Annotated in this window: 18 protein-coding genes; 12 read left to right on the top strand and 6 right to left on the bottom strand. The window is 36.0% G+C overall.

The genetic code is table 11. The features are described from left to right. Positions 1–90 precede the first annotated feature (90 nt). Entirely contained in the window at positions 91–2,460 is a 2,370-nt protein-coding gene (locus DRF57_RS20860) for an outer membrane beta-barrel family protein (RefSeq protein ID WP_115920636.1), read from the bottom strand. A gap of 234 nt (positions 2,461–2,694) precedes the next feature. On the opposite strand from DRF57_RS20860, the gene DRF57_RS20855 reads away from it, so the two are divergent. Then, positions 2,695–4,014: a sensor histidine kinase gene (locus tag DRF57_RS20855; protein WP_084087783.1), complete on the top strand. Its 1,320-nt coding sequence runs from the start codon at positions 2,695–2,697 to the stop codon at positions 4,012–4,014. Then, positions 4,004–4,690 (top strand): response regulator transcription factor, encoded by a 687-nt coding sequence (locus DRF57_RS20850; RefSeq protein WP_115920634.1) that lies wholly within the window; start codon positions 4,004–4,006, stop codon positions 4,688–4,690. The genes DRF57_RS20855 and DRF57_RS20850 overlap by 11 nt, the downstream gene beginning before the upstream one ends. A 2-nt stretch (positions 4,691–4,692) precedes the next feature. Here DRF57_RS20850 and DRF57_RS20845 read toward each other — a convergent pair whose 3' ends face one another. The 3 genes from DRF57_RS20845 to DRF57_RS20835 form a co-directional block, all read right to left on the bottom strand. After that, complete coding sequence (locus DRF57_RS20845; protein WP_047494946.1) at positions 4,693–5,520, bottom strand: endonuclease/exonuclease/phosphatase family protein; 828 nt, start codon at positions 5,518–5,520, stop codon at positions 4,693–4,695. A gap of 85 nt (positions 5,521–5,605) precedes the next feature. After that, positions 5,606–7,804, bottom strand: a complete 2,199-nt coding sequence (locus DRF57_RS20840; protein WP_115920632.1) for a M1 family metallopeptidase — start codon at positions 7,802–7,804, stop codon at positions 5,606–5,608. Positions 7,805–7,881: 77 nt separating this feature from the next. After that, a complete protein-coding gene (locus DRF57_RS20835) occupies positions 7,882–8,763 on the bottom strand; it encodes an SDR family oxidoreductase (protein WP_084087780.1) in 882 nt (293 codons plus the stop codon). Positions 8,764–8,889: 126 nt separating this feature from the next. Here DRF57_RS20835 and DRF57_RS20830 point away from each other — a divergent pair, with 126 nt between their 5' ends. After that, complete coding sequence (locus tag DRF57_RS20830) at positions 8,890–11,187, top strand: GH92 family glycosyl hydrolase (protein WP_115920630.1); 2,298 nt, start codon at positions 8,890–8,892, stop codon at positions 11,185–11,187. A 267-nt stretch (positions 11,188–11,454) separates the two neighbouring features. On the opposite strand, the gene DRF57_RS20825 is transcribed toward DRF57_RS20830, so the two are convergent. Further along, on the bottom strand, positions 11,455–12,792 hold the full coding sequence (locus DRF57_RS20825) for a dihydroorotase (RefSeq protein ID WP_115920628.1): 1,338 nt from the start codon (positions 12,790–12,792) through the stop codon (positions 11,455–11,457). 100 nt (positions 12,793–12,892) lie between these two features. Here DRF57_RS20825 and DRF57_RS20820 point away from each other — a divergent pair, with 100 nt between their 5' ends. The 9 genes from DRF57_RS20820 (at position 12,893) to DRF57_RS20780 (ending at position 20,963) form a co-directional block, all read left to right on the top strand. Next, on the top strand, positions 12,893–14,320 hold the full coding sequence (locus DRF57_RS20820) for an oligosaccharide flippase family protein (protein WP_084087778.1): 1,428 nt from the start codon (positions 12,893–12,895) through the stop codon (positions 14,318–14,320). A gap of 144 nt (positions 14,321–14,464) precedes the next feature. Continuing rightward, a complete protein-coding gene (locus DRF57_RS20815; RefSeq protein WP_047494930.1) occupies positions 14,465–15,481 on the top strand; it encodes a sugar phosphate nucleotidyltransferase in 1,017 nt (338 codons plus the stop codon). 111 nt (positions 15,482–15,592) lie between these two features. Beyond that, positions 15,593–16,438 (top strand): DUF4292 domain-containing protein, encoded by an 846-nt coding sequence (locus tag DRF57_RS20810; RefSeq protein WP_115920626.1) that lies wholly within the window; start codon positions 15,593–15,595, stop codon positions 16,436–16,438. Continuing rightward, positions 16,435–17,997 carry a peptidoglycan DD-metalloendopeptidase family protein gene (locus tag DRF57_RS20805; protein ID WP_115920624.1) on the top strand — a complete coding sequence of 521 codons (1,563 nt, stop codon included), beginning with the start codon at positions 16,435–16,437 and terminating at the stop codon, positions 17,995–17,997. The genes DRF57_RS20810 and DRF57_RS20805 overlap by 4 nt, the downstream gene beginning before the upstream one ends. Before the next feature lie 31 nt (positions 17,998–18,028). Then, positions 18,029–18,241, top strand: a complete 213-nt coding sequence (locus tag DRF57_RS20800) for a twin-arginine translocase TatA/TatE family subunit (protein WP_047494921.1) — start codon at positions 18,029–18,031, stop codon at positions 18,239–18,241. Between the two features lie 15 nt (positions 18,242–18,256). Then, on the top strand, positions 18,257–18,871 hold the full coding sequence (locus DRF57_RS20795) for a DUF4254 domain-containing protein (RefSeq protein WP_115920622.1): 615 nt from the start codon (positions 18,257–18,259) through the stop codon (positions 18,869–18,871). After that, positions 18,868–19,329: a hypothetical protein gene (locus DRF57_RS20790; protein WP_047494916.1), complete on the top strand. Its 462-nt coding sequence runs from the start codon at positions 18,868–18,870 to the stop codon at positions 19,327–19,329. The genes DRF57_RS20795 and DRF57_RS20790 overlap by 4 nt, the downstream gene beginning before the upstream one ends. A 15-nt stretch (positions 19,330–19,344) precedes the next feature. Then, a complete protein-coding gene (gene ribA / locus DRF57_RS20785) occupies positions 19,345–19,941 on the top strand; it encodes a GTP cyclohydrolase II (protein ID WP_047494913.1) in 597 nt (198 codons plus the stop codon). Positions 19,942–20,024: 83 nt separating this feature from the next. Further along, positions 20,025–20,963, top strand: a complete 939-nt coding sequence (locus tag DRF57_RS20780) for a hypothetical protein (RefSeq protein ID WP_115920620.1) — start codon at positions 20,025–20,027, stop codon at positions 20,961–20,963. A gap of 65 nt (positions 20,964–21,028) precedes the next feature. Here the strand turns inward: DRF57_RS20780 and DRF57_RS20775 are convergent, their stop codons facing one another. After that, a complete protein-coding gene (locus tag DRF57_RS20775) occupies positions 21,029–21,565 on the bottom strand; it encodes a hypothetical protein (RefSeq protein ID WP_115920618.1) in 537 nt (178 codons plus the stop codon). Positions 21,566–21,666: the final 101 nt, after the last annotated feature.

The raw sequence follows: 21,666 nt of genomic DNA, 5'->3' as shown, positions 1-21,666 counted from the left end.
AGATTGGTATCAAAAATAGCGAAAATGTGACATAGAGCAGCAAATTCTTTAATAAGAATATCTAATAATAACCGCATATTGTTTAATTATTTACAATCTCTCCTGTTCTTCTGTCTTCTTAATTGTCTTAGCATTCTTTACAGACTGGTTTCCAAAATTGAACTTCAAAGAAAAAGTAAAACCTTGTGTATCACTATAATCCAGGAAATAATTATCCTGATTAGCATATTGAGTACTCACTTTCTGCCCCATGGTTCTGAAAATATCATTGAATATAAAACTGGCATCAAGCTTTTTGTTAAAGAACTTTCTGTTCATTACAAAATAAGCAGTCCAGGCATTCGAAATTCTAAAGGTTCCCTGTATTCCCGGAGAATAGTAACGGTGACCTACTTCCAGCTTCCAGTCATTGCTTTTATCCAGTGTGAAGCTTGTAGAAACATTGGAAACCCAGTTCCATACCTTATTTTTGTACAGTATTCCGTCGGTACCTTTAAAATAATTTTCATTATGTTCCAGATTTTCGGACAGAATAAGATTCCACCATGGTTTTATCTGAAAATTCTTATATAAACTCAGTCCGAAAGCTTCCCCTTTTTCAATATTGGTAAAATAGTAGATCAAACTGTTGGTACTGGGCTCCTGGAAGGAAATTTCCATAGAAGGATAGATCTCTTTTCGATAGTATAGATCAAGATTCCATTCTTTCCAGGAATAGATAAAGTTAAGATTATGAGTAATGGTTGCCTTTAATTTGGGATCTCCCTGATAATAAGAGAAAAGATTATAATAAGACTTTGCAGGATTCAGCCATGAATAGGTAGGCCTGCTGATGCGTTTGCCGTAGGAAAATCCAAATTCCTGTTTATTTTCCGTAGTATATTGTGTATAAAAAGTGGGGAAAAGATTCCAGTATTTATTTTTATTCCGGTCATAAGGTTCAGAAACAATTCCCTCCAGATCGGTCATTTCTGCACGAAGTCCGGCTTTGAAGTTCCATTTTCCGATAGTGTATCCCAAAGAAGAATAAACGGCAAAATTGTGTTCCTTATAATCAAAAATACTGCTTTTATCTGGTCTGTACTGCAGCATTCCATTTTCATTATCAGAAAAATCCAATCTGCTGTTTGTTTTCACAAAACTGTATTTCACTCCGGATTCCAGGTCAAATTTTTCATTTTTCCAGTGATAATCTGCCTGTGTGGAATACAGTTGAACATCAGTTTTATTTTGAGTCATAAAATTCTCTTCTCTCGGAGGCTGTCCTGCAAAATTCAGGGAAGTGATTACATTTTGATACTTATCGGCATTGTTTCCTGTAAAATAATTGATCCATGAAAGGCTGCTTTTTTTGTTCAATTTCCTATCTACCTGAAAGCTTAAAGAATTATTAATACTGCGGTTTTGGTGGTCATTGATTGTGGTATAATCAGACTCAGCAATATTCTGATTATTATAGATTATTGTAGGGACATTGTATATTCCATGAGACTTTGGAGAGAAAAACCCTGAATAGTTGAGGCTTAAGCTGGTCAAACTGTCCAGCTCATATTCCACATTAAAATTCAGGGTATTCTGGTTATAGTTTTTATCCTTCCTGTTCATCGTACTTACCCATCTCTTCTGGCTTTCCAGATAATTGACATAATCTGTTCCTTCCCTATAGTAAGTACCCATCCCTTTATAATAACTCGCCATCACGGAGAGTTTATCTTTTTTATAATATTGAGAAAGTCCGAAAACACCTTTTGCGTACTGTGTCTGCACATATTTTGAAGAGAGAATTCCCCGGTAACCTTCAATCTTGTTTTTTTTCATAATAATATTCAGTACCGCACTCCCTGATGCCTCATACTTTGCAGGCGGATTAGTGATTACTTCTACAGACTTCACCTCATCTCCCTGCGTATTTTCCAAAAGATTTTTCAGTTCATCACCGGTCAGCATCACCTTTTTATCATTAATAGTCACCAAAATCCCGGTACTCCCCTTTACAGCAAGTACATTATTATTAACCGTTACATTAGGTGTATTTTTCAAAATCTCCCAGGCATTGAGTGATGAGATATTACTGTTCTCCACATTAAACTCCAGACGGTCTACTTTTCTTTTTACCAAAGGCTTCCGCTTGGTCATCACCACCTCTCCTATTTCATGAGACTCTTTTTTCATGATGATATGTAGCGGCTCAGGCTTTTGCAGATCCAGTTTCTTTTCAAATAAAGAGTATCCTTCATTTTTTATTACCAGTCTCACATATTGTTCAGAGATATTTTCCAGCGTAAAATTACCGTTACCATCCGTCTTTAAAGTTTTGATTAATTCATTCCTGGAATTATACAGTTCCACCTGTACTGTGGAAAGCTTTTCATTTTCCGTGTTCTCAACCGTTCCCAAAAGTTTTTGCTTTTGAGCCAGCATCAACATGGGCAAGCACAGAAAAAAAAGAAATTTATACATGATAACATTTAATTTAAAATGATATAAAACAAGATTGTCCTATTGTTTTATGGGACAAAACTCCGAATTGAGCACGGAAATTTCGGTTAACAGGAGGTTAATGATGGGTTAACGGTTATTTTTCTGTTTTCCTCTTTACAGAAGGCACGAAAAACACACTGAATCATGGGTTAATGAAAGGTTAATATCAAAATATATATCCCCGAAAATAGCTAAAGCTTTATCTTTGTTTTAATGATGTCCAAAAGCAAATACCTTATTCCTCTATTCGCTACGTTGTTCCTGATTTTATTGGGAATCCAGGTGTTTTTTATTTACAAAACCTATCAGGTAAAAGAAAGGGATATCTATAGGTCTATTCAGGAAGGCTTATCCAATTACACCGATAAACTGGAGGATGTCAGTACAAAAGAGATGAAAGATGATTCTCTTCAGAGTATTATTATCAAATATCATGATAAGGAAATCAGCAAAAAAGAGTTTTTAACCCATTTTTTGGCCAACAGACAACCTACCAGAGAAAAGCTAAACCGTTATATCAGCAGCCGTTTCAAAAAAGAAGGCTATGACATTTCTGCAAAAATTCAATACTATTCCATCATACATCTCCCAGACAGCACCAAAATAATTGATCAGCCTATCGTTATTTATGAGACAAAAAATAAGGTTAAAAATTCTAAAATCTCAACAACCAGCAGCTGGGAAACCTCTTCTACCCAAAGGAATGACAGTAACAATAAAGAAATTGAAAGAAAAAATACTTTTCTGGTCAAAAGCAAAACTGAATTTGAAATTGCCAATATCAAGATTATTGTTTTTAAAGAACTTACTTTATTGATTATTTGCTGTATTATCCTGCTTGCAAGCGTTCTTCTGCTGTATATTTTCACCGTTAAGAACCTGATCAGACAGCAAAAACAGGTAGAGGTACTTCACACCGTAGTAGACAATATCTCACACGAATTCAAAACCCCAATTGCCACCTTAAAAATAGCCGCTAAAACCCTAAAGAAAGATTGGAACCCGGAAACGCTTCCCCTTATTGACCGGCAGATTTACAGACTTGAGACCCTTATGTCCCAACTTCACAAAGATGAAATACCGGATAAAGTGACTGCTGTAAAGCCTGAAGATTGGAACTTCTTTATTCAGGATCTGGCCTTCACCTATTCTACTGCAGATTTTACACTTGAAAATAATATATCACAGGAACTTCCGTTTGATAAAAATCTGATGGAAACCGTTATTAAAAATCTCTGTGAGAACAGTGTAAAGTATGGTGCCTCCAATATAAAAGTTAATATCAGCAGTTCTCAACAGCATTTAGAAATTGAGGTTTCAGACAATGGCTTTGGTATGGAAACGAAAGAATTAAAAAATATTTTCGAAAAATTTTACAGAATACAGGCCAATAATATCCATAACAATAAAGGACTGGGACTGGGGCTGTATATCGTCAAAAGAATTGTTACCGAATATCATGGCAAAGTACAGGTTTCCAGCCAGCCTAAAGTGGGAACTACTTTTAAAATATCTATTCCTTATGAAAACTAAAATCCTTTTAGCAGAAGATGATCCAGATTTCGGAATGATCCTTAAACAATATCTTGAACTTGAAGATTTTGAAGTCAGCTGGTTTCAAAACCCTGAAGATATCGTACAAATTCTCCCTTCCGGACTTCCCTTCCATATAGGAATTCTGGATATTATGATGCCTAATATTGATGGTTTTTCTTTAGCCAAAATGATCCTGAAGGAAAAAAATGACTTTCCACTGCTCTTTTTAACCGCCAAGAATCAGAAAATAGACCGGTTAACAGGATTGAAAATAGGAGCAGACGATTATATTGCCAAACCCTGCGACCCTGAGGAACTAACTTTGAGAATAAAAAACATACTGAAAAGAACCTTACCTACTGCTGTAGAAACATATATTAAAATTGGAGAATACTCTTTAGACACCAGTAAACTTCTACTTTCACACAGCGAGGGGAATATACGCCTTACCGTTCGGGAACAGGAACTTCTTGTCTATCTTTTGAAGCATAATCATACCACGATAACAAGAGACAATATCCTGGATAGCCTCTGGGAAACCAATGATTATTTTACAGGAAGAAGCCTTGATGTATTTATCAGCAGACTCAGAAAATATTTCAGCCATGACCAGGAAGTAAAAATCCAATCCCTTAGAGGAATTGGATTTGAAGTTGATTTTCCAACATATTAATTTTAGAAAGAAAGCTCAGTAATCACCGGAAAGTGGTCCGATGGATACAGCAGGTTCTCTCTTCTGTCATTGATGTGTCTATTTGATTTGATTTTGAAACCTTTTGTAAAAATATAATCAATCCTTTCTTTAGGTACTTCATTGACATTAAAGGCTGTAAAGGTTCCTACCGGGCCATAATGTTTTGTTTCCGAATGATAGAAACTGTCTTTCATATGTTGAGAAAGAATCTTAATAGGTTCTGTATCATCTGTCAGGTTAAAATCTCCACTTAAGGTGACAGGAAGGTTTTTTGGATTAAGTTCTTTGATCTTTTTTATAATTAATTCCGAAGACTTAACCCTTGCCACATTACCAACATGATCAAAATGAAGATTCATTGCTAAAAATTCTTTTTTAGATTTTCTATCCCTAAACACAGCATAAGTACAGATTCTGTTCAATGCTGCATCCCATCCTTTGGAAGGTTTCTCCGGAGTTTCAGATAACCAGAATGTTCCGGATTTTATCACATCCAGCCTGTTGGTATCATAAAAAATAGCAGAAAACTCCCCCTTTTCTTTTCCATCATCTCTTCCTACCCCGATATAGTCATAATTCTTCAATCCGCTTTTAATATCTTTCATCTGCTCAGGAAGTGCTTCCTGAACTCCAAAATAATCCGGGTGATAGTAGGTTAGTAAATCTGCTACATCCTGCTTTCTCTGAGGCCACGCATTCTCTTTATCCGATTCTACATTAAGCCGGATATTAAAACTCATCACTGTAAGATCCTGTGAAAATCCCAATACAAAAAGCATTAGGAGCATAATTGAAAATCTGAAATTCATAGTTTATTTTATCAATAAGAGACAAAAATAAGACTTCTCTGTGACAGGGAAGTCTTATTCGTATGATAATATTGTTAAATTAAGATTATTCTTTATTGAATTTGAATTCTCTTCCTCCTTCTGTAAGCGTAATCATCTTTTTATCTTTACTGAAAACAACGGTCAGCTCAGCGGGGTCAAAAGTGAATTTATTATCCCCTACATATTCAAAAGGAAATTCCGGCTGCCCCATTACACTTCCCAAAAGTTGTCCGTTCTTCTCCACAAATGTGATCTTAAAATTGATCTCTTTGCTTGCATATGATCCTGTAAAATCTTTTGCATTAATTTTTTCCACAGGTTTTGCATCAGAAGATGCCCAGGTATTGTTTTTTGCATTAATATCGGGAACCACAGCATTCGGATCCAGTTTTACCTCATCTATTTCCTTCGCAGCCTCTACTTTGAAAGTCCATTCTGCATTCCTTTTCCAGACTTCCACAGGTATTTTTACCGTTTTCAGCGTTCCATCCTTGAATTTTACCTGAACGGTAGTAGGCATGGGTAGCTGTCCTAAATTTTCGACCGTCACCTCAGCCCCGTTCTTAAAATCGCCATTGATATATTTTACATTTTTAACCGCCTGATCAATTTTCCACTTGTTAAAAAACCAGCCTCTCCAAAACCAGTTCAGCTCTTCTCCGGAAACATTCTCCATCGTATGGAAGAAATCCCAGGGAGTAGGATGTTTAAAAGCCCAACGGTTGATATAAGTTCGGAATGCCTTATCAAATTTTTCAGGTCCCAAAATGGCTTCTCTTAAAACAGATAATCCCGTACCTGGTTTATAATAGGCTAAAGCGGCAATATTTCTTTCCTTCATATTATCCGGTCCCACCATTATAGGCTCCAGATGATCACCCATCAGATAGCTTCCTGAGCGGGCAAGGTTTGGTTTTTTATAATATTCTCCTTTATTAAAAGCTTCCGTTGACAGTCCATTGATGAAAGTATTAAACCCTTCATCCATCCATGCAAATAATCTTTCATTAGAACCTACGATCATAGGAAACCAATTATGTCCAAATTCATGATCGGTAACCCCCCAAAGACTTTCTCCTTTTGAATCCATATGACAGAATACAATTCCCGGATATTCCATTCCGCCTTCATTTCCTGCAACATTAGTGGCTGCCGGATAAGTATATTCGTACCATTTATTTGAGTAGTGCTCTATAGCAGCCTTGGTATATTCCGTAGATCTTCCCCATGCTTTATCTCCTGCGCTTTCTGCAGGATATGCAGAAATAGCCAGTGACTTCTTCCCGCTTGGGAGATTGATTCTTGATGCATCTATGATAAACCCTGAAGATGATGCCCAGGCAAAATCCCTTGCCTGTACAATTTTAAACTTCCATGTTTTTGTTCCGGCCGTTTTATTTTTGCCAATTTCAGATTCAGAATGAATCATTACTGTTTTATCACTGTTTCTGGCTTCATTCCATCTGTTGATTTCCTCCTTAGTATAAACTTCTTTCTCATTAAGAAGCTCACCGGAGGCGACCACATAGTGATTAGCAGGTACTGTAATATTCGCTGTAATATTTCCATATTCCAAATAAAACTCCGATGCTCCAAGATAAGGCATTGTATTCCATCCCAATACATCATCGTAAACGCACATTCTTGGATACCACTGTGCCATGGTAAATATTTTACCATTTTTTGTATCCTGAACCCCCATTCTGTCTGACCCGTATTCCGGAGAAATAAAAGAATATTCAATGGCAATTTTTGCTTTACCTCCTTTTGCTTTCAGTTCCTTAGGAAGGTCAATCTGCATTCTTGTATCTGTAATGGTGTATTGTACTTCTTTACCGTCCAGTTTTACCGATTTAATATGATATCCTCCATTCAGTTCCTCACCATGGGCTCCGTTTCGGCTTCCTGACATAGGAACTACTCCATTTCCCCGGGAATCTTTTGCAAATAAATTCTGATCCAGCTGCAACCAAAGAAAATTCAATGCATCGGGACTGTTATTCGTGTAAGTGATTTCAGCAGTACCTGCAATTTCTTTTTTATCTTCATTCAGACTGACATTCATATGATAGTCTGCTGAATTCTGCCAATAAGCATGACCGGGCTGACCACTTGCAGAACGGGTTTCCGTACCTGTCTGAGGATAAAAAAATGGCTTAAAGGCCTCTACATAATCATATTTGGGGGCTTCCTGTGCATATACAGATCCTGAAAAAAGGAAAAATGCAACTGCAGAAACCAGGGTTGGAAGTTTACAATTCATTTAATTATTTTATACATAGGTAAAAAAAACTCCTGAAATTGTTACAAATTCAGGAGTCTTTTATTTATTTTTTTTATTTAATTTGATTTTTTAGACTTAATCATGGCTTCTAAAGCATCCCACATTTCCTGAGGAATATCTTCCAGCATATTAAACTCTCCTGCTCCCTGAAGCCATTCGCCACCGTCGATAGTTACCACTTCACCATTCATATAAGCAGAATAATCTGAAACAAGGTAGGCTGCCAGGTTTGCCAATTCCTGATGCTCTCCCACTCTTCTCAAAGGTACTTTTTTCCTCATATCAAATTTTTCCTGTAAATCACCAGGCAACAGTCTGTCCCAGGCACCTTTTGTTGGGAAAGGTCCAGGCGCTATCGCATTAAAACGGATTCCATATTTCGCCCATTCTACAGCTAAAGATCTCGTCATAGCCAAAACACCTGCTTTAGCACACGCGGAAGGAACAACATAGGCAGACCCCGTCCAAGAATAAGTGGTCACAATATTTAAAACAGTCCCTGCATGTTTAGTATCTATCCAATGTTTACCCACTGAAAGTGTACAGTTCTTTGTTCCTTTTAAAACGATATCTAAAATAGAATCAAAAGCAGAATGCGTTAATCTTTCTGTTGGAGAGATAAAGTTTCCGGCCGCATTATTCAAAAGGATATCTATTTTACCAAACTCTTTCAAGGTTGCCTCTTTCATTGCTTCCACTTCATCCCAGTTTCTCACATCACAAGCTACACATAGAACTTTTCCTCCTGTTTCCTCTTCCAGCTCCTTGGCAGTAGTCTGAAGTTTTTCAATATTTCGGGAAGTGATCACCACATTGGCTCCTAACTCAAGGAAATATTTAGTCATGGCTTTTCCAAGGCCGCTTCCTCCTCCCGTTACAATCGCTACTTTATCTTTCAGTGCGCCTTCACGCAACATTGGTTGTGTATATAAATTCATGTATAATATTTTTCTAAAAATAATAAATATTGAACGGATTGTCCCTAAATTAAATTTATAAATAATGCCATAAATAATATTCTTTATTTTTTTAATTAATTTTAGGCCCTAATAATATCGTTGCTCATGAAAAATCCGGGAACTGCTCTTGTTCTATCATTGTTATTCTGTAGTTCAAACTTTAGCGCTCAAAAGTTTGAAAAGTTATACCAATATGTAAATCCGCTCATAGGAACTGAAAAAATGGGACACACTTATCCCGGTGCAACTGCACCGTTCGGAGCAGTGCAGCTCAGCCCGGAAACCGATACCATTTCCTATGAGCTCAATGGAAAATACAATGGTGATGTTTACAAATATTGTGCAGGGTACCGCTATGAAGACAAAACAATTATAGGATTCAGTTCCACACATTTCAGCGGAACAGGACATTCTGATCTCGGAGATTTCCTTATCATGCCTACCGTCGGAAAACTGCAATTGAACCCCGGAACATCTTCTCATCCTGAAAGCGGTTACAGAAGCAGGTTTTCCCATCAGAATGAAAAAGCAGAAGCTGGGTATTACAAAGTAAAACTCGATGACTATAATATTCTGGCAGAACTAACGTCGACGACAAGAACCGGAGTTCACCGCTATACATTTCCTAAATCGGATCAATCCCACATCATCCTGGATCTAATGGCCGGAATTTATAATTATGACAGTAAAAATGTCTGGACTTATGTTCGGGTAGAAAATGGGAATACAATAACGGGATACCGTCAGACAAACGGCTGGGCAAGAACCAGAACTGTTTATTTTGCGATGACATTTTCAAAACCTTTTAAATCATATGGTCAGAAAAATTATGATGGAACACAGGTGTATAAAGGATTTTGGAGAAAATTTAACCAAACGGAAAACTTTCCGGAAATCGCTGGTAAAAATCTGAAAATGTATTTTGATTTTGATACCAATGAAAATGAAGCCATCGAAGTAAAACTGGCTATTTCTCCCGTAAGTCAAGTTAATGCCCTGGAAAACCTGGAAAAAGAAACCGGAAATTTATCTTTTGATCAGGTAAGAGCAAAAACTCAGGAAGATTGGAATAAGGAGTTAAACAAGATTGTCATTCAGGGATCTGAAACTGAAAAAAATAACTTTTACACTGCCATGTACCATACTTTCATTAATCCAACAGTCTATATGGATGTCAACGGAGAATATAAAGGATTGGATCAGAATATTCATAAAGCAGAAGGTTTTACAAATTATACCACTTTCTCATTATGGGATACCTATCGCGCCCTTCATCCTTTTTTCAATATCATTCAGCCTAAGCGAAATAATGATATGGTAAAATCGATGATGGCCCATTATGACCAGTTTTCGATGAAAATGCTTCCCATATGGTCTCATTATGCAAATGACAACTGGTGTATGAGTGGCTATCACAGTGTAAGCGTTGTCGCGGATGCCATTATTAAAGGAAATTATACCGGTAATCCTAAAGAAGCTCTTAAAGCCTGTGTGGAAACTGCCAATAAAAGGAATTATGAAGGTATAGGTCAGTATATTGATTTGGGGTACATCCCAGCTGAAAAAAATGGAACTTTAGTTTCAAATACATTAGAATATGCTTATGATGACTGGGCAATTGCTCAACTGGCAAAACATTTGGGTGAAACAGAAATTTATAATCAATTCATTAAACGTTCTGAAAACTGGAAAAATAATTTCGATGCAACCATTGGGTTTATGCGTCCGCGCCTAGCTGACGGGAGTTTCAAAAAAGATTTTGATGTATTAAGTACACATGGACAGGGTTTCATTGAAGGGAATTCCTGGAACTACAGCTTCTTTGTTCCCCAGAATCCTGATGAACTGATTAAAATGATGGGAGGCAGGAAAAAATTTGCCTCAAAACTGGATGAGTTGTTCACAATGCATTTGCCGGATGCATTTTTTGCAGATACGGAAGATATTACCCGGGAAGGAATCATCGGAGGATATGTACATGGCAACGAGCCGGCACACCATGTTGCCTATTTTTATAACTGGGCAGGACAACCCTGGAAAACTCAGTCACAAGTTCGACGTATTTTAGAAATGCAGTATAAAGCTACTCCTGATGGACTGGGAGGTAATGACGATACGGGGCAAATGAGTGCATGGTACATTCTGAGCTCACTTGGCTTTTACCCTGTTGCTCCCGGTTCAGAAGATTATGCAATCGGAAGCCCGGCCGTTGACCAGGCAGTCTTACATTTGGAAAACGGGAAAACCTTTGAGATAGAAGCAGTCAACCAAAGCCAAAAGAATGTATATGTTCAGAAAATTCTTTTAAACGGAAAAGAAATTAAAAATTTCACCTTAAAACATGCCGAGATCATGAATGGCGGGAAACTTACGTTTTATATGAGTAATAAAGCAAGGAAGTAACCGTTTCATAAAACCATCTGTTATTCGTATTTAATAAGTATAAACGATCTAAGATTAAGCGAATTGAGTAGATGATTGTAAAAAATACACAGGCTCTTACCCTATGAAAAAAGACTGCTAAATGCAGTCTTTTTTTGATTTATATCCTGGGCTATCGCAGGTTTGGGCTAAAGCCAATGGATATTATAAAATTAAAAAGCGGGCGAAAGCCCGCTTCTATTGATATATTTATCACTAAATATCTTTCACAGTTTTACCTTTGGGGTATTACTTCTGAGCTTCAAAAAGCAAACGCTCTCCAAACTTTTCTTCTGCAATTTTTCCGTTATCATACACCAAATGCCCGTTGACAAAAGTATGAGTTACCTTGGAATGGAAATTCATCCCTTCTAATGGGCTCCAACCGCATTTGTACAATAAATTATCTTTAGCAACCGTCCAGTTTTCATCCAGATCCACTACTACCAGGTCTGCTTTATAACCTTCTTTCACAAAACCTCTCTTCTCAACTCTGAAAAGGATAGCTGGATTATGACACATTTTTTCAACAATCTGCTCAAGAGATATTTTACCATTTCTATAATTCTCCAGCATCACTACCAATGAGTGCTGTACCAAAGGTGCTCCTGAAGGACATTTTGTATATACATTCTGTTTTTCTTCTGCAGTATGCGGTGCATGATCGGTAGCAATCACATCAATTCTACCATCCAATAAAGCCTCCCAAAGACCGTCTTTATCTTTTTGTGCTTTTACAGCAGGATTCCATTTAATCAAACCTCCTCTTGTTTCATAATCTTCATTGGTAAAGGTTAAATGATGAACACAAACCTCAGCGGTAATCTTCTTTTCTTTTAATGGAATATCATTTCTGAAAAGACTCATTTCCTTAGCTGTTGAAAGATGGAATACATGAAGTCGGGCTCCTGTTTTCTCTGCCAGCTCAATAGCTTTTGAAGAAGATTTATAACAAGCTTCCTCACTTCGTATCAAATGATGAAATTTCACAGGAATATCCTCCCCATATTCATCCAGATATTTTTGTGTGTTAGCTCTGATAGTGGCTTCATCTTCACAATGAACAGCAATAAGCATTTTTGTGTTGCTGAAAATATTTTCCAGTGTTTCAGGATTATCAACCAGCATATTTCCTGTGGATGAGCCTAAGAATAGCTTAATTCCGGGAACATTTCGGGGATCGGTTTTTAAAACCTCGTCAAGGTTATCATTAGTTCCTCCCATCATGAAACCATAATTCGCATAAGCTTTCCGGGAGGCAATTTCATATTTATCAGCTAATAATTCTTGTGTAACAGCATTGGGAACGGTATTCGGTTGATCTATAAAACTGGTTATTCCACCGGCAATAGCTGCTCTCGATTCACTTTCTATATCTCCTTTATGAGTCAGCCCCGGATCACGAAAGTGTACCTGATCATCAATAACGCCCGGAAGAAGATATTTTCCTGAACCGTCAATAATCTGATCTGCATCTTCAGAAATACCAGTGTCTATTTTAGAAATTAAATCATTTTCTATTAAGATATCGCTTTCAAAGACCTGGCCTTCGTTGACGATTTTTACGTTTTTGATAAGAACTTTCATTTCAATTTATTTCCCGGTAAAATTAAGATTTTATGTTTTAATTACCTTCAAAATCACAAAACGAATACTTAAAGTTTTACATTTGTAAAAAATTTCGACTTTGTACAAGAAACTATTAGGACAAACAATCATCTACGGAGCAGGAGCTATAGCACCCAGAATAATTCTATTCATCCTTAATCCACTTTTGATCTATAAAATTCCCAATGAAGGTTTTGCAATTTTCACACAGCTTTACGCATGGATTTCATTTGTTAATATTATCCTTTCTTTCGGTTTTGAAACAGCGTATTTCCGATTTTCGGCTGAAGAAGGTAATGAAAAAAGAACCTTCAACACTTCGTTTTGGTTTTTGTTTTCAACTTCCAGCATTTTTCTGCTGCTATGTTATTTATTTAACCAACCGATTGCTGATTATTTAGGGTATCATGATAACCCTGAGTATATTAAATGGTTTGCCTTAATTGCTTTCTTTGATAATTTGCTGGTGATTCCTTTTGCATGGCTGCGTTTCCATAACAAACCTATTAAATATTCTGCAGTAAGAGTTGTTCAGGCTATATTCCAGGCTGTTTTTACAGCGGCATTATTCTTCTGGATTCCGGAAAACATATCAAAAAGTTTTGGTCTGGACCAAAATGTCGATTATCCGTTCTTCAGTAATTTAGCAGGAAGTGCTTTAGGTTTTTTATTATTATTTCCCATTATTCTAAAGGTAAGATTCCAGTTCGTAACCTCTTTGTTTGGACGTATGATTCGGTATTCATTTCCACTTATGTTAGCCGGCTTGGCTTTTATGGTCAATGAAAACTTTGATAAGTCAATTCAAAGAAATCATATTTCGGACGAAGAAGCCGGTGCTTATGGTGGCTGTTATAAATTGGCTGTACTGATGACATTATTTGTTACAGCTTATCGTATGGGTATTGAGCCTTTCTTTTTTAAACAAATGGATAAAGGTGATGCTAAAAAAACCTATGCTAAAGTAGCCGAATACTTTGCCTTTTTTGCCTGTGCTGTAGCCTTAGGAATTATTGCCAATATTGCATGGCTGAAAGATGTTTTTATCCCCAACAAATCTTATTGGATCGCAATAGACATTATCCCGATTATTGTCGTTGCTAACCTTTGCTTCGGAATATATTATAACTTTTCCACCTGGTATAAAGTAACAGACAGAACCAGCGTAGGAACCATAATTTCATGGATTGGAGCATGCATTAACATTGCTTTAAATTACCTGGCATTAAACTATTATCACAGCATGATTGGCTCTGCATGGGCAACTTTTGGAGCCTATGTCATTATGATGATTATTTCTTATGTATTAGGTCAAAAATACTATCCGATACCTTACAGAATGAAGAAAATGTCGTTCTTTTTGATACTACTTGGAGCTTTTAGTTTTATCATTGTAAGATACCTCAACTATAATATCATCACAAGCAATTTATTATTTTTGATCTTCGTAGGAATTTTACTGTATTCTGAAAAAAATATTATTTTATCAAGAATCAGAAAGAATTAAACTTTGGTCTCTATTTTGATGCTTACAAAGCCTGAAAAACATTAAACAAAGCCATAAGCATGATAAATATTACGTTCTAAAAACGTTTTAATTATTATCTTTAGCAAAAGGAATAAACTTAAACAAAACTTACTTATATAATTTATGAAAATTATTGTTCCAATGGCTGGACGTGGTTCCAGATTACGTCCACATACACTGACTGTTCCAAAACCTCTTATTCCTATTGCAGGAAAACCTATTGTACAGAGATTGGTAGAAGATATTGCTAAGGTAGCAGGAGAAGATATTGAAGAGGTAGCTTTTATCATCGGAGATTTTGGACCTGAGATCGAAAGATCCCTTATTCAGATTGCTGAAAAGCTGGGAGCAAAAGGAAGTATATACTACCAGAATGACCCTCTGGGAACAGCGCACGCTATAAAATGTGCTGAACAGTCTATGCAGGGAGATGTAGTGATTGCATTTGCAGATACTCTTTTCCGTGCAGATTTCCAGCTGGATAAAAACTCTGACGGGGTGATCTGGGTAAAAAGCGTAGAAGATCCATCTGCTTTTGGGGTGGTAAAATTAGATAATTACGGTTTCATTACTGATTTCGTTGAAAAACCACAGACTTTTGTTTCAGATCTTGCCATCATTGGGATCTATTACTTCAACAGTGCTGAAAAGCTAATGAATGAAATCAATTATATCATGGATAATGATATTAAAAATGGTGGTGAATACCAACTGACTACAGCTCTGGAAAACCTTAGAGCGAAAGGGGCCAAGTTTACATTAGGAAAAGTAAACGACTGGATGGACTGCGGAAACAAGAATGCTACAGTAGAGACCAACAGTAAAATCCTAGCCTATGAAACTGAGGCAATGGCACACCATCCTGCTTCAGCAAGCATTGAAAACTCATTGATTATTCCACCTTGTTTTATTGGAGAAAATGTAAAAATTTCTAACTCTAAAATAGGACCTGGTGTTTCATTAGGAAACAACACTGTAATTGTAAACTCCAACATTGAGCATTCTCTTATTCAGGAGAATACAAAAATCAACCACGGAAACCTTTCGAATTCAATGATTGGTAATTCTGCTCAGTATTTCGGGGTAGCAAGAGAAATTTCTTTAGGAGATTATTCCGTTTTGGATTTTCTATCTAAATAAATAAGATCAGAAATTATTTAACATAAATATAATATCATCAAACCACACAAAACATCTTGTGTGGTTTGGCGTTAATATTGCAACGTATTTTTTAATTGAAAAGATAAATACATGAAAAATTGGATCCCACTCCTTTTATTACTTCTTGCCTTATCATCCTGTAAAACAAGAAATGCCATTAAAAATAATGATGGCAACGCACAGGACAGTATTACCACTGCAGAAAATAATAAAAGTCCAAAAGATGTAAATGAGCCGGTGAGCGATAAACTCACTTTTTTCGAGCATGTATTAATCCCACCAAAGTTTGAGCAGATTAAGATCGATAGTAAAGTCCGTGTAGAAACCGGAAGTTTTATACCTACCCTGGATGCAACCGTATATATCGAAAATGATAAAAAAGTATGGATGAACTTAAGGGCTGTATTCCTGAATGTGGCAAGAGGAATTGCCACTCCGGAAGGGATAAAAGGTCAGGATAAAGTAAACAAGGTCTATATTGATTCTGATTTTGATTATCTCAATAATCTATTGAATGTTAATTTCATCGACTATAAATCTTTGGAGAAAATACTGATGGGCAGAACTTTTGTAAAGATCAGTGACTCACAATTTACCCTGACTCAAAATGCACAGGGATATAAAATGGCCTCAAAGGTCAATCAGAAAATTGTCACTGACGAAAAAAACAGGGAGTATAAAATTGTCCTGCAATATGACACGAACTATGATTTACTGAGCGTAAACCTTAAAGATGTTTTATCTCCGGATGAGCTGGAAATTTCTTACAGTGACTGGAATGAATATGAAGGAATCCGCCTTCCAAAAAATGTTAAAATAATTATAAAAGGCTCAAAATCTAGTCAGATTTTAATGGAAAATACGAAATTTGACTTTTCGAGGATGGAAACAGCTTATTCTGTACCATCCAGTTATAAGAAAATTGAGATTAAATGATTAAAAAATTTAGCTTTTTAATAGGTATTTTGGTGTTCGGACTGCACCAGGGACAGCAGAATAAAGAACAGCTGCAAAAACAGAATGCCGAACTTAAAAAACAAATTGCACAAATAAATTCAGATTTAGCCAAAACCCGAAGCGAATCTAAACTTTCTTTAGCCTATCTCACCAACGTTAATCAAAAGTTAGTTTTAAGAGAAAAGGTTTACAATAATACCCAGAAAGAAAAAAGATTTATCGAAGATGATATCTACCTGCGCCAGCTGGAGATCAATCGTCAGAATAAGGAATTGGCAGTTCTGAGAAAAAATTATGCTGAAGTTCTTGTAAATGCTTATAAAAACAAAGGTGTACAAAATAAAGTAACCTTTATCCTTTCTTCCAAGAATTTAGGAGAAGCTATACGTAGAGTACAGTACCTGAAACAATATTCTGATTATCAGGATAAGAAAGCTGCCGAAATCACTGATGCAGCCAATCAGATCAAAAAAACAATTGCACAAAGACAAAACTCGGTAAAAGCAAAAGAAAATCTGTTGATCAACCAACAGAAAGATCTTGCAACGATTAATGCAGAAAGGGCACAAAAGGAACAGCTTGTTACTGAATTCAAAAAGAACGAGTCGAAACTTACGGTTGAGCTTAAACAAAAACAGGTTCAGTCTAAGGCCCTTGAAGGACAGATCAGAGCAATTATTGCTGAGGAAATGAGAATAGCAAAGGCTGAAGAAGAAGCAAGAAGAAAAGCGGAAGCCGAAAAAATCCGTTTAGCCAAAATTGCTGCTGAAAGAGAGAAGGCGAGAATTGAAGCCGAAGCTAAAGCCAGAGCCGAAGCGCTGGAAAGAGAAAGAAGATTGGCTGAAGCTGAAGCTAAAAGAGCTGCTGAGCTAGCCGCAAAAAGAGCTGAAGAAGAAAGAAAACGTAATGAAGAGGCAGCCAAAGTAGAAGCCAGTGCGAGAGATGAAGCTAAAAGATTAGCCGCTAAAAAAGCATCAGATGAAGCTGCTGCTAAATCACGGGAAGCTGCCAATAAGCTGGCTGCCGCAAAAGCAGCAGAAGCTGCTCTTGCCAAGAGAAAAGAAGAAGATAAAAAAACTGCGGAAACAAAGGCCATGACAAGCTATGGGGTTTCTACTTCTACCGGAAGCAGTTTTGCAGACAACAGAGGAAGACTTGGTTATCCTGCAGACAGAGCGGGACAAATCACCCACCGTTTCGGAAGACAGCCACACCCTGTTTTCAAAAATATTACAGAAGAAAATAACGGAATAAAAATTTCTGTTCCTGCCGGTACGCGTGCTAAATCGGTGTACCCAGGGTCAGTATCTTCAGTACTGGCAAACAATGATGGAACCAAAACTGTTATTGTAAAACACGGAAGCTATTTTACTATTTATTCCAACTTAGGAAATGTAAGCGTTTCTAAAGGACAACAGGTTTCTTCAGGGACTCCCGTAGGCACAGTAGCCCAGGATTTTGACGGTTCCTATACCCTTGATTTCCAAGTATGGAACGGAAGTACACCAGTTGATCCATTAGGTTGGATTTCATATTAAAAAAAGCTTAACTTTGTAAAAATTTTAAGAGATGAATACAATAACAATACTAGCCTTATCTTGGCAGCATATCCTTATCGTAGCAGTACTTTTGGTATTACTATTTGGAGGAAAGAAAATTCCGGAATTAATGAGAGGAGTAGGTTCAGGAATCAAAGAATTTAAAGATGCGGTAAAAGAAGAAGATAAACCAGGTTCTGAAAATAAAACTTCTTCTACAAATAATAATTCTTCCAGTAACTAATATTCCTTACGATTAATGAATTTCACTGAGACTGCATGGAAAGTCTTCAATCAATGTATTGAAGACTATCACGTGTCTGATAACGTTAACTCTCTAATTAATAACCCGTTCGAAATAGATAGTTTGGAACGGATTTTGTATGCAAAGAACTGGATTGATACCGTTCAATGGCATTTGGAAGATATAATTAGGGATGAAAATATTGATCCGGCTGAGGCTCTTCAATTGAAGAGAACAATAGACGCCTCCAATCAGAAAAGAACTGATCTGGTAGAATATATTGACAGTTGGTTCCTTACAAAGTTTGAAAATATAACTCCTAAACCTGAAGCAAAAATAAATACAGAAACTCCCGCTTGGGCAGTAGACAGATTATCAATTCTTGCTCTCAAGGTTTATCATATGTCACTGGAAGCGAATAGAGAATCTGCTTCTGACAAGCACCGCAAAAATTGCCAGGCTAAACTGGATGTACTGCTTACTCAGAAAGAAGATCTATCAACTTCCATAGATCAGTTGCTTGCTGACATTGAAAACGGTAATATTAAGATGAAAGTGTACAAACAAATGAAAATGTACAACGATGAAAGTCTTAATCCAATCCTTTATCAAAAAGGGCAACAGAAATGAAAAAACGATTTTTTTTTGGAGTACTAATTATAATAATAACTTCTTCCTGCGCAACGGAAAAGCTTAACCTTTCCCCGCTGTCGAATAATTTTTATAGTGAAACAAAAGGTTCTGATTCTGACAGAGGCTCAAAAAAGAGTTTCAATATCAATATCAAGGAAAATATAAACGCTTCTGAAATTTCAAATATAATTTCAACCTTTCCTAAATTTAAAAGTAATGGGTTGAATGATGAAATAACAAGCTTGAAATACAGCCTTCAGAACTATTTATATGCCATTGATGCGAATAACTCTGCCGGAAAGAGCAGAGCCCTTAAAAGCTTCGAAAAATCATATAAGAAAATACAAAAGCAAAGACAAAATCTTGATAGAGATGATGATGAGGTTCTCAACAGATACCTGGTTCGTTTAAAAACCAATATTTCTGTTATTGAAGATGCTTTACCAGGAAGTTAAAACAATTAACTATTAATGATCAAAACTCAGGCGGAGGCCAATGTTCCTACCGAACATGGCAATTTCCGAATGATAGCTTTCTCTGAAAATGAAAACGACTGGATGCCTCACATGGCTATTATCGCAGAAAACACAGATTTTTCAAAACCTGTTAATGTGCGTTTCCATTCAGAATGTATTACAGGAGAAGTTTTCCATTCAAAAAAGTGTGAATGCGGCCAGCAATTAGACGCCGCTATGAAATATATCCATGAAAATGGAGGAATTATTGTCTATCTTCGTCAGGAAGGCAGAAATATTGGAATTATCAATAAACTAAAGGCGTATTCATTACAGGAAAAAGGTCTAGACACTGTTCAGGCCAACCTTGAACTAGGACTTCCTGCTGATGACAGAAACTTTGGAGTAGCTATTGAAATCCTGAATCTATTAGAGGTAAAAGATATCAACCTGCTTACCAACAATCCTGAAAAGGTAAAATATGTGGTAGACAGTAATATTCACCTTAATTCACGGATTCCTTTACAAATTCCGGCTAATGAAATAAGTAAAGGCTATTTACAGACTAAAAAAGATTTCTTTGGACATCTCCTTGATGACAATGATAATTAAGATAATAATATTATTACCAATTAATATTTCACTAAATAGTGTGTTTTTAAAATTGAATTATATTTGCAAAAAATATAATTTTTATGAAAAAAACATTATTTATTATTTCTTCTTTATTAGTTATGAGCTGTGCTAGCAACAATGACCTTATTTATTCTCAGGATGAAGAACAAAATTTAAACTTAAAAGAAGCTTTGCCATCTCTATCAAATAAAATATTAGCCTCAAATGGAGGCGAAATTACTTTAATGGATTTGGATTTAAATAAAACTTTTATGCAACCAGATGGCGGAGGATGTTCATTTGAAGCTGGATATAATATCGATAACACATATACATCAACAGCAGCATTTGGTCCTACTCCACTTACATTTTTGGGATATACAATTAGAGGATATGGAATACCAAGAACGGATGCATTTCTTTGGAAAGGTATAAGGTTTTCCGCAAGCAATAAACCCCAAACTACTGACATAGGAGGAGGACGAAACCCGATTATCAATAATAATCCTAAATCAAACGCAATTTCAATAGAATTTCCATTTCAAGCAAATTTTACATATGAAATTAGGCTTGATACATCTATACAAGATTTTATATATCATATTAAGCATGGCTCCTCTAATGCTATTGCAGATTTATATAATGTCGACCAGAGCCAAGGACTTCCGACTGTAGGAGTAGAGTTAACAAACTCTCCACAAATCCGAGGAAATGATCCCTGTGCAAAAAGGCCTATTGTAAATAACTCGTTTGTTTCTAATTATTTTAAACAAGAAAAAGCTGTGGTCTCTTATGGAGCATATACTAAGAACGAATTTATATTTAATTTTTCTTTAACTGAGTCTCAAAATGCCATCATAATTTATTTCCAACCTGAACTTTCTGGATTAACTCCAAATTTTGTACCTGAAAGTGATTTTAGTATGCTTCTTCAAAATGTAAAAATAATTCAGAAACCATTTGACCCAAGTCACGTACCAAGCCTTCCATGTAATAAAATAGGTGGATTTAGATGTTAAAAATCAAAAGCCCCGGAATTTCTTCCGGGGCTTTCTTTAATTATAAAAAACTGAAAAGATATTTCTTAATTTACTCTTACTGATGCTACATTAGAATCATTAAGATTGTAATATTTAACAACAGCATTGTAATCACTATAATCAACCGGAGCTTTTACTGATTTACTGCTTGAACCTGTTGTGTTTGCAGGAACAAGTACAACCCTAAAAGTCTGATTTGTTAAATATTGATTAATTTCTCCAGACGTCATTTGCGTACCCTGATTAAAGTTTGCCGCCGTATTGATTCTTACTTCTTGAGTATTAAAATCAAAATTATAATCTAATTCTCTTCCCGTTGGTAAATTATTCACATTATCTAAATAATAAGTTTTAGGTATAATTTGCCAATAATTTCCCACTTTTCTGTATACTAAAACTACATCCGTATTTTTAATACTAATATCCATTATAAGTGCAAAGTTTGGAGCAGTAAATGTTCCAGTAGCATCTTTCATCTGAAAATTGGTATTCTGTTGTATTACAACATCATCTTTGTTATCACAACTGAAAGACAAAAAGCCAATTCCTGCTAATAATATAAATGGAAGAATTTTTTTCATTTCTATTTAAAGTTTAGTTATTATTTATATTGCGTATTCAAATCATATACCAAAAATTTAAAAAACATTGTTTTCGTCATTTTTTTAATTGTATTTTTGTT

The organism is Chryseobacterium rhizosphaerae (assembly GCF_003385455.1).
In the GTDB taxonomy this organism is placed as follows: Bacteria; Bacteroidota; Bacteroidia; order Flavobacteriales; family Weeksellaceae; genus Chryseobacterium; species Chryseobacterium rhizosphaerae.
This window is presented reverse-complemented; position numbering and strand designations above follow the sequence as displayed.